Origin of the sequence: Brachyspira hyodysenteriae ATCC 27164 (assembly GCF_001676785.2) — a bacterium.
GTDB lineage: Bacteria > Spirochaetota > Brachyspiria > Brachyspirales > Brachyspiraceae > Brachyspira > Brachyspira hyodysenteriae.
Window position 1 is genome coordinate 3,002,583 of record NZ_CP015910.2, and the last position, 15,797, is coordinate 3,018,379.

Genomic DNA, 15,797 nt, shown 5'->3' on the forward strand with positions numbered 1-15,797 from the left:
CAAATTCACAAACTCATTTTGACAAAATATATTCATTCTAGTATAATTAAATAAAAAAAGAGATATCATATATGCAAGAATTATTTTTATTTCCAAATTATAAAGCAAAAAATAATTATCTGAAAAATAATTTTAAAAAATATACTTTGGATATAACTAATTATCAAACACTTCATCAGTATTATAAAAGCAGTAAAGAAAGATTTTTTGAGAATTATAGAATAGAAAATAATGTTCAGGATATAGATGAATCAATAGCTATAATCAATATTCACAATATATTATTTCAATATAAAGAAAAAAATAAAGAGGCATTAATATCAAAACAAAATACAACTTATGAATTAGCATATACTTTATATAAACTCATAGAAGAAATAACATTAGCTAAATTTTATGGATTTAGATTAGATGAATATGATAATTTAAAAGATATAAATACAATAATAAATCTATATAAAGAATACAATAAAGAAAATAATCTATTAGATGAATTTGATATATTTGAACTTTTTATAAAATCAATAGAAAACAATGAATTAGAATTTTTAAATACTTATGAATCTATAAAAATTTATAATTTTGAAAAAATCCCTCCTTTGCATTTAATATTTCTTGAATCTCTAAAAAAACATTATAATAAAAATATAAAAATTATAATGCCTTATAGTATGGATAAGCATTTTAATAATTATAAATCATTCTTCCAAGGCATTGATAATTTTGAAGTCAGTCAAAACTCCAACTTTGCAAAAGCTTTGATTGGAGAAAATAAAGATATAAAAAAATATAAAGATAAAATAAAGTTTATATCTGGATTCGGTGCTAAACAGGAAACTGATACAGTAATTGATGAAATAATTAAACTTATAGACAGCGGAGTTAATCCTTATGATATAGGAATAATATTTTCTGATATTCAATTATACAGCGATATTGTTTCAAATAGATTAAAAGAATGCCAAATAAAATTTAATGAAAGAAGAGCCAACTTTATCTGGAGAGTACCTATAATACCTGTACTAACTTCTATATTTTTAATATTGGATAAATATAATGGAGAAATAGATGTTGATGCTTTAATAAAAATATTATCTTCTTCATATATAAAATTAGAAGGAATTAATCCTTATAATATAAGAGATTTGATTTACTCTTATGAAGATTATAATTCTATAGAAATATTTTCAAAAATGTCTTTCAAAGATTTTAAAAATAGAATTTCTAAAAAGTTTCAAAATAATGATGCCTCAAAATCAATATCAGATTTATTGGATTTATTGAATATACTTGTATCCAAAAAGAGCTATAAAGAAATAGGACTTGCATATATAAATATTTTAAAATTCCTAAATATAGAAAATACAGAAAATATAAAAGATACAGATAATATTGATAATAATAAAAATGAATATTTCTACAGAGATAATGAGGCATTAGCTTTATTTATTAATCTTATACTAGAAATAGCATATACAGAAAAATTAGAAAACATACAGAATCAGGAAATAAGCCACTTCGATTTTCATGCTGCTTTAAATACAATTTTAAGAGATAAGTCTATTGGAGAAGATAATGATAGGGATATATCTCTTACAGTGAGTAATTTATATGATGCAAGAGGATTAAAATTAAAACATATATTTATACTTGGGCTGAATAATGATTTTATAAACAGAAGACCTAATGCATTTTTTATAAGTGCAAAACTAAGAGAAGAAATAAATAGAAAAAATAAAAAAATAATCTTTAATACTCAGAGTTATTTATCAGATATTCATTATGCATTATTTTTAAATATATTATCATGCTGCTATGAGGATAGTAATATTTATTTCTCATTCAGATTCAAAGATGAAAAAGGAAATTTAGAAATTCCATTCTATTATATAGAAAATCTATACAGAGAATTGTATAATGAAGATTTCAAATTTGAAAGTTTAGAGAAAAACGGACTCATATACAGAAAAGAATATATACAAAGAGAAGATAATATTCATACAGATAAAGAAAATCTCATGAGCTTATTTTTATATAATACTATAGCATATAAAATTGATAATGCAGAAAATATTATAGATACAGTTTATCATAAACAGAATAAAAATATGCATCATGATTTTAATAATAATGAAGATATAAAAAATTTCTTTTTAAATATTTTAAAAGAAAAAGTATCCGTTACAACTTTGCAGGCTATAATGGAATGCCCAGCTAAATTTTTCTATTCAAAACTATATTCAAAAGAATCTGTTGAATCAAAAATACAGGGCATAAATTATATGGACAGAGGAAGAGCATATCATAAATTCTTCCAAGATTTTTATAAAGAAGTAAAAAATAAATATTCTGATGAAGGCTGCCATTTAATAGAAAGCGAATTTAATAATTACTGCAATATAGCAAATCAAGTCGTAGAAAACCATATAAATGATTTAATAAATATGTATTCATCTAAAGATTTAGAAGAAAAATATGTATTAGAATATAAATTCGATTTCAATGTTATAAAAGAAGAAGCATTGAATGTCATGTCATCTTTCATAAAAAAAGAAATAATAACTAATAAAATAAAAGAAGAAGATGAAGGATGTTTTTATATACCAACATCCTTTGAGAAATATATAGGAAGTAATTATAAAGAAGATTTTATAATTTATCAAAATAAAGATTTATCTATAAAAATAAAAGGTATAGCAGATAGGATCGATTTTAGTTATTCTGACAAAGAACATAAAAATATAAATGGAATTAGAATAGTAGATTATAAATCAAGCTATAAAATAGAAGAAGCTAAAGGTGAAACTCAAAAAGATATTATAAGAGAAACTATAAGAATATATTTGCAGCCAATTTTATATTTAAAATATATACTTAATGAATACATTAAAAAAAATATATCAGAAAAAATAAAATATTGTGAAGTAGTATTTACAGTATATAAAGAAAAAGATGTAATAAACGAATCTCAGGAAATAAATCAGATGTATAATGACAGAGACAGGCTCTTGTCTATATGCGGATATATTGACAGCGAATATAATTTAAATGACTATTTCGATGAAGTGTTTAATAAAATTTTAGAAGGAGAATTAGTTTATATATCAAACAGTACAAATTGCGAAAATTGCTATAATGCTCCTTATTGTGAAAAAGTTTATAAAAAAGATGATGATGAAAATTGATTATAACTTTTTAATTGAAATATTTTATTATTTACTATAATATAATCTGCATAATTAATATATTAAAAGGAATACTTTTATGAAAAGGATCATTGTAACAGGAGGAGCCGGTTTTCTAGGTTCTCATTTATGCGAAAGATTATTAAATGAAGGAAATTATGTAATATCTATAGATAATTTTTTTACAGGAAGCAAAGAAAACATTAAGCATTTATTAGATAATAAAAATTTTGAAAGCATAAGACATGACATAACAGAACCAATACATATAGAATGCGATGAAATTTATAATTTTGCCTGCCCTGCTTCGCCTATACATTATCAAAGAAATCCTATACATACTTTTAAAACAAGCGTTTTCGGTATACTCAATATGCTTAATTTAGCAAGAAACTGCAATGCTAGAATACTTCAGGCATCAACTAGCGAAGTTTATGGAGATCCTTTAGAACATCCTCAAAGAGAAAGCTATTGGGGACATGTTAATCCAAATGGTATAAGAAGCTGCTACGATGAGGGAAAAAGAAGTGCCGAAACTTTAATGATGGACTATCACAGAGAATATAACACAGATATAAAGATTATTAGAATATTTAATACTTATGGCCCTAGAATGAATGAATTTGATGGAAGAGTGGTTTCAAACTTTATTATACAGGCTCTAAAAAATATGCCGATAACAGTTTATGGAGATGGAAGCCAAACAAGAAGTTTCTGTTATTGTGATGATTTAATAGAAGGAGCAGTAAAAATGATGAACTCTGAAAACTTTATAGGACCTGTAAATTTGGGAAATACAGCAGAAATGACAGTTTTAGAATTTGCTCAAAAGATTATAGAAATGACAAATTCAAAGTCAGAAATTGTTTATAAAGATCTTCCTAAAGATGATCCTATAAAAAGACAGCCTAATATCACTTTAGCTAAAGAAAAACTTAATTGGCATCCTGAATATAAATTGGAAGACGGTTTAAAAAATACTATAGAATATTTCGACAATTATTTAAAAAGAAAATCATTATAGTATAAATAATTACATCTATAGTAATGTAAAAATTTTTGTAATTTTTTAAAATAAATTTTCACTTTTTCATAAAAATATTATATTTAATATACATAGAAAATAAAGGAAATAAAAAAATGAAGATAAAAATATTATTAACAGTAATATTAATTTTATTTGCTGTATCATGTGCTAAAAATAACCCATCAAACCCTATACAAAATAATAATAAAAGCAATTCTATAATCGGATATAATAATGGTGAAAATGGAAAAATAAATAATTATGGTGATAAAGTATCTATTGATTCATTAGATGGTATTGTAGAATACGGCGGAAAAGGACAATTAAATATTAAGTGGTTAGATGGAATTCATGCTGAAGGTCCTGAAGATATACAGGTATATGTAGATATTTATGAAGAAGATAAAATAGCTAGAGTACATGCTGGAGGTCTTTTTAATTTTGATAATATTAAGTTAGATAATAATAAAAATACATATTATTCAAGTGATGATAAAGGCAATTATACATTAACAATGAGATTTGGAAAGGATTCTATAACAGACTTTCAGGTTATAATATATTTTAACGGTGATAATTACAAATATTACGTTACAGCTGATAAATTAGATAAAATTATTAGAAATTAATTATAATAGAAAATTAATTAAAATAGGCTTTATATTTATTATAGAGCCTATTTTTTATATACATCTATAAAAATAGAATGTATTAAAATATAATAGTTAAAAATATTTTCTATTATATAAATTATAGAATATTATGAAGCCCGCATTATTTTAATGTAGGCTCCTTTATTATTTTAAATAATATGTATTATTTGTACTATAAACTTTTATTTTGGTAAATAATTTAATTTTTTATTTTTTATATTTTTATAATTATTTTACTATTATTACAGTTTTTTTACATTTTAGTAAATATTTATCATATTAATATTATATTAATCTAATAAATTTTATAAACTATATAAGTTTTTAATATATTATGTAAATATATTTTTATTTACTGCATTTATAAAAATAAGAAATAAATTTTCACTTTTTCATAAAAATGTTATATTTAATATACATAGAAAATAAAGGAAAATAAAAAATGAAGACAAAAATATTGTTAATAGTAATGGTAATTCTATTTGCTGTATCATGTGCAAATAATAATCCTGCTAATCCGGTTTCATCTTCTAATAATCTAGGAAATACATCAGGAACAGTAAATAAATCAAATAATAATATTAAAGATGATATTATTATAGAAGGTGGTGAACCTGTTAAGTATAAATTAAATGTTACTTATATAGTAGAAAATTTAGATACAGTTGGCAGATCAGGAGAAAAAATGGATATATATATAGATATCTATGAAGATAGTAATGATATTTTAATGCGTATACCTAGAGGAGTTGCCTTTCATAATGTAAAAAAATCTAATGGTAAATATGAAGGAACTTTAAAAAATTCAAATGGAACATATATATTATCAATGACAGTTTCTGGAGGTTATATAACAGATTTTAATCTCACAATACATGGTGATATGGAAAAATATTATTATAAATTACAATAGATGTTTTTAAACATTTGATTTAAAGAGGTATTTAATTATACCTCTTTTTTTTAATAAAAAACAATATACCCATATACCCTACTTGAATTTTATTAGAAATTTATTATAATTATATTGTTAGACTATTGTAACATTTTATAAAAAATAGTAAAATGAAATATGTTTTATATAGGGGTTTATATATGAAAATGACTTTAAAAATAGGAGGCATGCATTGTGCCGCATGTTCTAGGGCTGTAGAAAGAGCATTGAAAAAAACAGAAGGCATAGAAGATGCCAATGTTAATATAGCTACAGAAAAGGCTGTATTCAATTATGATGATAAAAAACTTAAGTATGATGATATAGTGAATGTTGTAGTTAAGGCGGGATATCAGGTTTTAGGTAAAGAGGAAGATCCTGCGGTTGTAAAGGCAAGAGAGATAAAAGATCAGAAAATAAGACTTATAGTATCAGCAATATTTTCTATACCTTTATTTTATATATCAATGGCGCCTATGGTAAGTTTTATTAAATTTCCAATACCTAGTTTTTTGGTGCATCATATTAATCCTCAAGTTTTTTCTATAGTTGCAATATTTTTATGCGTACCTGTTATGATATCAGGATATAAATTTTATACATTAGGTTTTCCTGCACTTTTTAGAGGTTCTCCTAATATGGACTCACTTGTGGCAATAGGAACAACTGCCGCATTTACTTATAGTATTTATTCTACTGTTTTAGCATTTATGGGGCTTAATCCTCATGGGGAAAATCTTTATTATGAGTCAGCTGCAGTTATAATAACATTAGTACAGTTTGGAAAATATTTAGAGGCTAGAAGCAAAGGAAAAACAGGTGAGGCAATAAAAAAACTTATGGGACTTCAGCCTAAAACTGCCACTATAATAAAAGACGGAGAAGAAAAAGAGATAAAAATTGCAGATGTAAAAGTTGATGATATAGTATTAGTTCGCCCGGGTGAAAAAATTCCTGTTGATGGAGTAATTATAGAAGGATACAGCAGTGTTGATGAATCAATGCTTACAGGTGAGAGCATCCCTGTTGAAAAGAGTGTCGGAGATAAAGTAGTTGGAGCTTCTATAAATAAAACAGGAAGTTTCAAATTCAAAGCTCAAAAAGTAGGAGCCGATACTGCATTAGCACAGATTATAAAACTTGTAGAAGATGCTCAGGGTTCAAAGGCTCCAATAGCACATATTGCAGATGTTGTTTCTTCATACTTTGTACCTGCAGTAATAACTATAGCTTTGATATCCGGTATAATTTGGTTTATAGCTCTTCATAATTTCGTATTCTCTTTAACAGTATTTGTATCAGTTCTAGTTATAGCTTGTCCTTGTGCTTTAGGACTTGCAACACCTACTGCAATAATGGTTGGTACAGGAAAAGGTGCTGAGCTTGGAATACTTTTTAAAAATGCTGAAGCATTAGAAGTTTCAGAAAAAATAAATGCTGTAATGTTTGATAAAACAGGTACTCTTACAGAGGGTAAGCCTTATGTTACAGATATTATTTCTGATTATAAAGACAAACTTCTTTTAATAGCTGCAAGTGCTGAAAATGGAAGCGAACACCCTTTAGGCGAGGCGATAGTAAGAGAAGCAAAAGAAAAAAATATAAAACTTCTTAATATAGAAAATTTCGAAGCCATAGCTGGTTTCGGAATAGAAGTATTCATTGATAACAAAAAAGTTTTAATGGGTAATGACAAACTAATGAATAAAGAAAATATCAATACAGAAAATTATAATTCATATATGGATAAACTTTCAAAAGAAGGTAAAACTCCTATGTATGTTTCCTATGACAATAAACTTTTAGGAATAATCGCAGTTGCTGACAAATTAAAAAAAGAAAGCATTGAGGCAATAAACAGACTTCACAAGCTAGGAATAAAAACTGCAATGATTACAGGAGATAACAAAAACACAGCAAATTCAGTTGCAAAAGAAGCTGGCATTGATATTGTATTTGCAGAAGTACTTCCAGAAGAAAAATCTAATGAAGTAAAAAAACTTCAGGATCAAGGCTTAACTGTTGCTATGGTAGGCGACGGTATAAATGATGCCCCTGCCCTAACCCAAGCGAATGTTGGAATAGCTATTGGAAGCGGTACTGATGTTGCTATAGAAAGTGCTGACATAGTATTAGTAAAATCAAATACAAATGATGTTGTAACTGCAATAGAATTAAGCAAGGTAACTATGAGAGATATAAAACAAAATTTATTCTGGGCTTTTTGCTACAATGTTATAGGCATACCTATTGCGGCAGGAGTTTTGCATGTATTTAGAGAGCCTTTAATAGCTTCTTCTATAGGAGGTTTTTTAACTGCTATTATGGGTAAGGATTTACTTTTGAATCCTATATTTGCTGCTCTTGCTATGAGTTTAAGTTCTGTTTCTGTTGTTACTAATGCTTTAAGATTAAACTTTTTCAAACCAAGCAAATAATTTTCATTTTTATTTATATACTAAGTTTTTAAAATCATATTTACTCAAAAGTCCATAGAAATTCAAAATTAAATTTCTACGGACTTCTTTTTTGCAATTTTAAAACGCATGCAGAATAAATCCAATAAGTAATAATAAGTTATAATTCAAGTTTTACTGAAAAATAAAATTCGATTTAACATGCGTTAATTAAACGCTAAAAATTTAAATAGAACTTGGGCGGGGGCTGTAAATTCTAATTCAGCAATATAAATAATTTAAATCATAATTTTAAGTAAGCAAAAAATATAAAAGGGCGGGGATTGTAAACTGTACTAAAATAATAAAACATATAAATTTTTTTACAAAAAAATAAATTATAGGAAACTTTTAACTAAATAATTCGTCTAATAAAGTAAATAGCATGCTATATTATTTTGAGATTGACTAATTTTGTAATAGGGGGAAAATTATAGATGAGAAGCAGAATTAAAATAGTTATAGATATAATAATGACTGTTCTTTATTTCGTTTTGATGGGATATCATTTTACAGGACGAACTATACATGAATATTTAGGATTTTTGATTTTTACATTTTTTATACTTCATAATGTAATGAATATTAATTGGTATAAAAATCTGCCTAAAGGAAAATATAATTTCAATAGATCTCTTAATACATTTATAAATGCAATGCTTTTTATATGTATGCTTGGATTAGTTGTAAGCGGAATATTATTTAATAGAGATTTAGTAGAATTTTTAAATCTAACTAATATCAAAGTATTTAATAAAAAGATGCATATAGTTTGCAGCTATTGGGGATTTATATTGATGTCTGTACATTTAGGAATGCATTGGGGAATATTTATAAATATGAGTAAAAAAATTATAAATATAAAAAAACAAATATATATATTGATAGCTTTGATAATATCTGTATATGGAATAGTTTCTTTTATAAAAAGAGGTTTTTATATTAATATGTTTGTAATTGCCAAAGTTCCTAAAGCTGAAGAAGCTGCAGTATTTTTCTTTATGGATCATGTTGCTGTAATGGGAGTTTTTATATTCATTACTTATTACTTACATAGATTAAGCAATAAATTAAATAAGATGAGTATACAGCAAGGATAATAACTTTATCTTTATAATTTTCAAAGTGCGGGAATAGATGTAATTAAGTTTAAAAATTTATTTACATCCCCCGCCCTTTATACTTTATAATTTCCTATTAAATATTTATATTAATTTTCTTTATAGCGAATACATAAATATTAACACCCGCCCAAGCTTTTATTATATTGACAATTTAATTAATGCAAATTCAATAATTATTTATTAATAAGTATTTTTTAATTAAACATTTTATTAGTATTGACAGATATATTTAAAAATATATAATTTATGAAATGAGTTTTATCTTTCAATAAATCCAACAATCTAATTTTCAGGATAATAGATGATAGTTTTAGAAAATGTCAGTAAGGTATTTAAAACTGCAAAAAATAAACAATTAAATGCAGTTAATAATGTATCTTTAAAAATAAACAAAGGTGAAATATACGGTATAATAGGTTTTTCAGGTGCCGGAAAATCAACTTTAGTAAGATGCATAAACTTATTAGAAAGACCTACATCAGGAAAAGTTTATGTAGACGGAGTGGAATTAACATCTCTAAAGCCCAAAGAGCTTAGAGAAAAAAGAAAAAAAATGGGTATGATATTTCAGCAATTTAATTTATTCGGTTCAAGAACAGTATTTAAAAATGTTGCATACCCTTTAAGATACCGAGGACTTTCAAAAGAAGAAATTGAAAAAAAAGTAATGTCTCTGCTTGATCTTGTAGATATAAAAGAAAAGGCTTATGTTTATCCTTCTCAATTAAGCGGCGGACAAAAACAAAGAGTGGCAATTGCAAGAGCTTTAGCTAATGATCCGCAGATACTTTTATGCGATGAAGCTACGAGTGCATTAGATCCTCAGACAACATCTTCTATATTAAAATTATTAAAAAAATTAAATGAAGAACTTGGAATAACTATAGTGGTAATAACTCATGAAATGAGCGTTGTAAAAGAACTATGTCATAGAGTTGCCGTTATGAGCAATGGTAATCTCATAGAAGAAGGAAATATATTTGAAGTATTCTCTCACCCTAAAAATCAAATCACTCAGGACTTTATAGATACTACTTCAAATGTATCTAAGATATATACACTTATAGAAGAAAAACATAATATAACTGAATTAAAAGCAGGCGAATGCATATTAAGATTAAAATATAAAAAAGACAGCGTTGGAGAGGCTTTAATATCTCATATTTCAAGGAAGTTTAATGTTGATGTTAATATAATATTTGGAAATGTTGAGCTTATAGATGAAAGCCTTTTGGGAGGACTTGTTGTTATACTACATGAAAAAGAAAAACATGGCATAACAAAAGCTGTGGAATTTCTTCATGAACAAAATGTTGATGCAGAGGTGATAAAAGATGCAAGATTTACTGAATAATTTAATGCCTAATGTTATGGCTGATTTACCTAGACTTTATCAAAGTATAATACAAACTTTTGTAATGCTTTTATATTCAGGTATAATATCATTTTTTATAGGCGGATTTTTAGGAGTGCTTTTAATAGTTACTAAAAGATTCGGTATAATGGAAAATATATTGGTATATGAAGTGCTAAGTAAAATAATTAACTTTTTCAGAGCTATACCATTTATAATACTTCTTGCTATGTTAGTGCCTCTTACAAGATTTATAATGGGTACTGCAATAGGAGTAAAAGGAGCTATTATACCTTTAATATTTGGTACAGTACCTTTCTTTGCAAGACAAATAGAAAGTGCATTATCAGAAGTTAATCCAGGACTAGTAGAAGCGGCTCAGTCTATGGGATCATCTCCTATAGCAATTATTTTCAGAGTATATTTAAAAGAAAGTATTGCCCCTATAGCAAGAGGTACTACTATAACAATAATTAGTTTAATAGGACTTACTGCTATGGCAGGAGCTGTAGGTGCAGGCGGACTTGGTACTTATGCTATACAATCAGGATATTATAGAAATAAATTAGATATTATATATGTGTCTGTAATACTTCTTGTAATACTCGTAGGTATTATACAGGCTGTAGGAAATTTTATAGTAAAAAAATCTACGCATTAAAAAATTATGATTAAGAGGAATTATTTATGGAAACTTTATTAAAAAGAAGAAAAGCTGTATTAATAGGAGCAGGACATGTAGGATCTCATGCCGGATATGCTTTAGCAGCTCAAGGTTTAGTTGAAGAAATTATTTATATAGATATAGATGAGAAAAAGGCATTAGCTCAGGCTTTAGATATATTCGATGCCACAGTTTATCTGCCACATAGAGTTGAAGTAAAAGCAGGAACTTATAAAGATATAGATGATGCTGATATAATGGTGGTATGTGCAGGTCCATTGCCTAATATGAATCAAACTAGAATGGATACTTTGGGTGCTACTATAGAAGTTATGAAAGATATAACAATTAAAATAAAAAATACAAAGTTTTCAGGAATCATAATAAATATTTCTAATCCTGCTGATGTTATTACACATTATATACAAAACAAATTGAATTATGATCCAAAAAGAATAATATCTACAAGCACCACATTAGATTCTGCCAGATTAAGAAGGGCTATATCTGAAGCGATTAATGTTGATCAAAAGTCAATACATGCCTATGCTTTGGGTGAGCATGGAGAAAGTCAAATGGTTCCTTGGTCAGCTGTTACTATAGCAGGAAAGCCTTTATTTGAACTTATGAAAGAAAAAGAAAAGTATTCAAAACTCGATTTAAAAGAATTAGCTAACAAAGGAAGAAGAGGCGGATGGGATGTTTTAGAAGGTAAAGGCTCTACAGAGTTTGGAATAGGTACCGCTTTGGCTGAAGTGGCACGCGCTGTACTTTGCGATGAACATAGAGTTCTTCCTGTTTCAGTATATTTAGATGGAGAATACGGACAAAATGATGTTTATGCTTCTGTTCCTGCTGTACTTGGAAGAAACGGGGTTGAAGAGATAATAGAAATAAAAATGAATGATGATGAGAAAAAATTATTTGATGAATCATGCAATGTTATGAAAAAGAATTATGAATTATCTTTGAATATGTGATATAAAAATAATAATGCTATGAAAAAAATAATTTTATTTTTTACTTGTATATTTTCTATTTCATGCTCTAATGCAAATGAAAATGTTCATATTGTAAAAGTAGGATATATAGGAGAATCTGATAAAATTATTTGGGAAGAAGTTATGAAAAAAGTTTCTAATGATAATATAGAAATAGAACTTGTATCTTATATAAATTATTCTTCTCCTAATAAAGCTTTGAATGATGGAGAAATTGATTTAAATAATTTTCAGCATTATGCTTTTTTTAATAATGAATTAGAAACAAAAGGATATGAGTTAACTGCAATAGCGGATACATGTCTTGCTGCTATGAATATATACTCTGATAATATAACAAATATTAATCAAATTAAACAATATGATAGAATTGCCATACCCGATGATGATTCTAACAGAGGAAGAGCTTTAAAAGTATTAGAAGCAGCAGGACTAATAAAATTAAAAGATAAATATAAACTTAACCCTAGCATAAATGATATAGAAGAAAATAAACTAAATCTAAATATCATTGAAGTTGATGCTGGAAGTATATATACTCTGCTTCCGGATATTGCATGCGCTGTAATTAATTGTAATTTTGCTTTAAACTTCGGACTTGATCCTTATAAAGATTCAATATTTAAAGATAGTCCAAGCAACTACAATGATAAGAACTATATAAATATTATAGCTGCTAGAACAAAAGACAAAGATAATGAGATATATAAAAAAATAATAGAAGCATATCAATCTGATGAGATTAAAAATATATATAATAAAAAATTTAAGGGTGTGTATATAGCTGTTTGGTAATTTAATTTTATAGTTTTAATGGGGGGAAACTATGAAATCTTTATTAATATTTTTTTTATTGATTAATATTCTTTCTTGTAATGATTCTAATATTGATATTATTAAGGTAGGTCATATAGGAGAATTTGATTATGATATATGGCAAAAAATAGACGAAGAATTACAAATTGAAAATGCCAAATTGGATCTGGTATATTTTGAAGATTATGAAATTTTAAATAAGGCATTAGATGACGGAGATATAGATTTGAATTCTTTTCAAAACTATTTATATTTTGTAAATGAAACTAACAAATATAATTATAATCTTCATATTTTAGGAAAAACTTTTGTGGCTCCTATGAATATATACTCAAAATTTATAACTAATATAAATCAAATATCATCGAATGCTAAAATAGCTATTCCTGATGATGAAGTCAATCTATCAAGGGCATTGCAAATATTAGAGGTGGCAAATATAATAAAACTTGAAAGATTTGATAACCATTTTTATAATATATCTAATGTCATAGAAAATAATTTAAATATTCAGATTATACCTATGGATGCTAGTATAATTTACTACAATATGGATAAAGTTGATGCCGCAGTTATAAATTACGGTTTCATTTCAGATTATATAAATTATAAAATTATTTTTTATGATGATATAACGCAATATTCACATATGGGTATGATGTCATATGCAAATCTGATTGTATGCAGAGAGAAAGACAAAAATTGTAATCTTTATAAATTTATAGCAGAAAGCTACAGACAAAAAATAAGAAAAAATATAGAAAAAAATATATTAGACGGTCTCATAGCAGTTGACTAATATTAGTATAGGAAATATATATGAAAAAACTATTATTTATTTTATTTTTATTATCATTTATTATTTCATGTAATTGCAAAAAAGATGAAGTAGTAAAAATAGGATACATAGGAGAGCTTGATATGAGTATATGGGAATATGTATCCAATGAAATGAAAGAAAAAAATATTATTTTGGAATTAATACAATTTTCAGATTATTCTATAATAAATAAAGCTTTAAATAGTGGACATATAGATTTAAATCATTTTCAGAATTACGCTTACTTTGTTAATGCCACAAATAAAAATGATTATTATTTGAGCATTATAGATAAAACATTTATAGCTTCTATGAATATGTATTCAAAAAATTTAACCAATCTATCTCAATTGCAGCTTAATTCTAAAATAGCAATTCCAAAAGATGAAGTAAATTTATCCAGAGCTTTAAAAATATTAGAATCTATAGGATTATTAAAATTAACTAAAAAGGATAATATCAATTATAATTTTACTACAAATGATATAAGAGAAAATTATTTAAAATTAGAGTTTGTAGATGTAGAAGCAGACGATGTTTATTCTGTAGTATCTTTTGTTGATGCTGCTTTCGTTAATCTCAATCTTAATTTTGATTTTAAAGATTCAAATATTTTATATTATGATGATCCTAGCAAATATGATTCTGATATGTATATTAATCTAATAGCTGCAAGATTAGAAGATGAGGATAACAGTCTTTATAAAACTATAGCTGAAGCTTATAAAAAAAGAATAAAAGAGGTTGTAGAATCAGGAAAATTAGAGGGAATTATCATCAATTATTAATAGTTTTTATTGAAATTATTCAAAAAATAATATAATCTAAATAAATTAATTTCATTAAAATTTTATAAAGGAGCGAAAATGAAAAAATTTTTATTATTGGTATCATCAGCCATATTATCATTAATGATATTATCATGCGGAAATACTTCTTCTGGTGATCAAAAGATAGTTAAAGTTGGTTTTGCTGGAGAGTCTGATTATCAAATTTGGGATCCTATAGTAGCTAAATTAGCTGAAGAAGGAATTAAAGTAGAGCTAGTATCTTTCTCTGATTATACTATACCTAATCAGGCTTTGAATGACGGAGAAATTGACTTGAATGCTTTTCAGCATTATGCATACTTTAATGATGAAGTATCAAATAAAGGATATGACTTAACTGCTATTGCTGATACTTATATATCTGCTATGAATATTTATTCTACTAATATTACTGATGTAAAAGAATTAAAAAACGGCGATAAAATAGCTATACCTAATGACCCTTCTAATGGAGGAAGAGCTTTAAAAGTTCTTCAGGCTGCAGGAATCATTAAAGTAAAACCTGAAGCAGGAGATACTCCTAGCGTAAGCGATATAATAGAAAATCCTTTAAACATTGAAATAGTTGAAATGGATGCGGGTGCTATTTACGGTGTTCTTCCTGATGTTGCTTGTGCTGTTATCAATGGAAACTATGCTATAGACTTCGGTTTGAATCCTGGTTCTGATTATATATTCAAAGATGATCCTTCTATTTACAGCGGAAAATCTTTTGTTAATTTAATAGCTGCAAGAACTAAAGATAAAGATAATGAATTATACAAAAAAGTTGTAGAAACTTATCAATCTGAAATAGTAGAAAAAGTTTATAATGAAAATTTCTTAGGTTCTTATCTTCCTACTTGGAAATAATATAAATATTAATTGAATAATATTTGAATTATAAAAAGAAAAGCATGAGATTTTTATTATCTCATGCTTTTTTATTTTGTT

13 protein-coding genes are annotated in these 15,797 nt (G+C 25.9%); all 13 read left to right on the plus strand.

What is annotated here, in order from left to right; all coding sequences use genetic code 11:
* Nucleotides 1–71: 71 nt before the first annotated feature.
* The 13 genes from BHYOB78_RS13040 (at nucleotide 72) to BHYOB78_RS13100 (ending at nucleotide 15,716) form a co-directional block, all read left to right on the plus strand.
* Nucleotides 72–3,185 carry a PD-(D/E)XK nuclease family protein gene (locus BHYOB78_RS13040; protein WP_020064654.1) on the plus strand — a complete coding sequence of 1,038 codons (3,114 nt, stop codon included), beginning with the start codon at nucleotides 72–74 and terminating at the stop codon, nucleotides 3,183–3,185.
* 79 nt (nucleotides 3,186–3,264) lie between these two features.
* A complete protein-coding gene (locus BHYOB78_RS13045; RefSeq protein WP_020064653.1) occupies nucleotides 3,265–4,209 on the plus strand; it encodes a UDP-glucuronic acid decarboxylase family protein in 945 nt (314 codons plus the stop codon).
* Nucleotides 4,210–4,325: 116 nt separating this feature from the next.
* Nucleotides 4,326–4,841, plus strand: a complete 516-nt coding sequence (locus BHYOB78_RS13050; RefSeq protein WP_020064652.1) for a hypothetical protein — start codon at nucleotides 4,326–4,328, stop codon at nucleotides 4,839–4,841.
* Between the two features lie 466 nt (nucleotides 4,842–5,307).
* Nucleotides 5,308–5,778: a hypothetical protein gene (locus tag BHYOB78_RS13055; protein ID WP_020064651.1), complete on the plus strand. Its 471-nt coding sequence runs from the start codon at nucleotides 5,308–5,310 to the stop codon at nucleotides 5,776–5,778.
* 182 nt (nucleotides 5,779–5,960) lie between these two features.
* Entirely contained in the window at nucleotides 5,961–8,237 is a 2,277-nt protein-coding gene (locus tag BHYOB78_RS13060) for a heavy metal translocating P-type ATPase (RefSeq protein WP_020064650.1), read from the plus strand.
* Between the two features lie 455 nt (nucleotides 8,238–8,692).
* A complete protein-coding gene (locus BHYOB78_RS13065; protein WP_020064649.1) occupies nucleotides 8,693–9,355 on the plus strand; it encodes a DUF4405 domain-containing protein in 663 nt (220 codons plus the stop codon).
* 325 nt (nucleotides 9,356–9,680) lie between these two features.
* A complete protein-coding gene (locus tag BHYOB78_RS13070; RefSeq protein WP_012671253.1) occupies nucleotides 9,681–10,733 on the plus strand; it encodes a methionine ABC transporter ATP-binding protein in 1,053 nt (350 codons plus the stop codon).
* Nucleotides 10,714–11,394 carry a methionine ABC transporter permease gene (locus BHYOB78_RS13075; RefSeq protein ID WP_020064648.1) on the plus strand — a complete coding sequence of 227 codons (681 nt, stop codon included), beginning with the start codon at nucleotides 10,714–10,716 and terminating at the stop codon, nucleotides 11,392–11,394. The genes BHYOB78_RS13070 and BHYOB78_RS13075 overlap by 20 nt, the downstream gene beginning before the upstream one ends.
* A gap of 26 nt (nucleotides 11,395–11,420) precedes the next feature.
* Entirely contained in the window at nucleotides 11,421–12,377 is a 957-nt protein-coding gene (locus BHYOB78_RS13080; RefSeq protein ID WP_020064647.1) for an L-lactate dehydrogenase, read from the plus strand.
* An 18-nt stretch (nucleotides 12,378–12,395) separates the two neighbouring features.
* Nucleotides 12,396–13,193, plus strand: a complete 798-nt coding sequence (locus tag BHYOB78_RS13085) for a MetQ/NlpA family ABC transporter substrate-binding protein (RefSeq protein ID WP_012671256.1) — start codon at nucleotides 12,396–12,398, stop codon at nucleotides 13,191–13,193.
* A 31-nt stretch (nucleotides 13,194–13,224) separates the two neighbouring features.
* The gene (locus BHYOB78_RS13090; protein WP_012671257.1) at nucleotides 13,225–14,013 is read left to right on the plus strand and encodes a MetQ/NlpA family ABC transporter substrate-binding protein; all 789 of its coding nucleotides are present in this window, start codon (nucleotides 13,225–13,227) and stop codon (nucleotides 14,011–14,013) included.
* 20 nt (nucleotides 14,014–14,033) lie between these two features.
* Nucleotides 14,034–14,822, plus strand: coding sequence for a MetQ/NlpA family ABC transporter substrate-binding protein (locus BHYOB78_RS13095; protein ID WP_020064646.1), 789 nt, complete (start codon nucleotides 14,034–14,036; stop codon nucleotides 14,820–14,822).
* Nucleotides 14,823–14,900: 78 nt separating this feature from the next.
* Complete coding sequence (locus BHYOB78_RS13100; protein ID WP_020064645.1) at nucleotides 14,901–15,716, plus strand: MetQ/NlpA family ABC transporter substrate-binding protein; 816 nt, start codon at nucleotides 14,901–14,903, stop codon at nucleotides 15,714–15,716.
* Nucleotides 15,717–15,797: the final 81 nt, after the last annotated feature.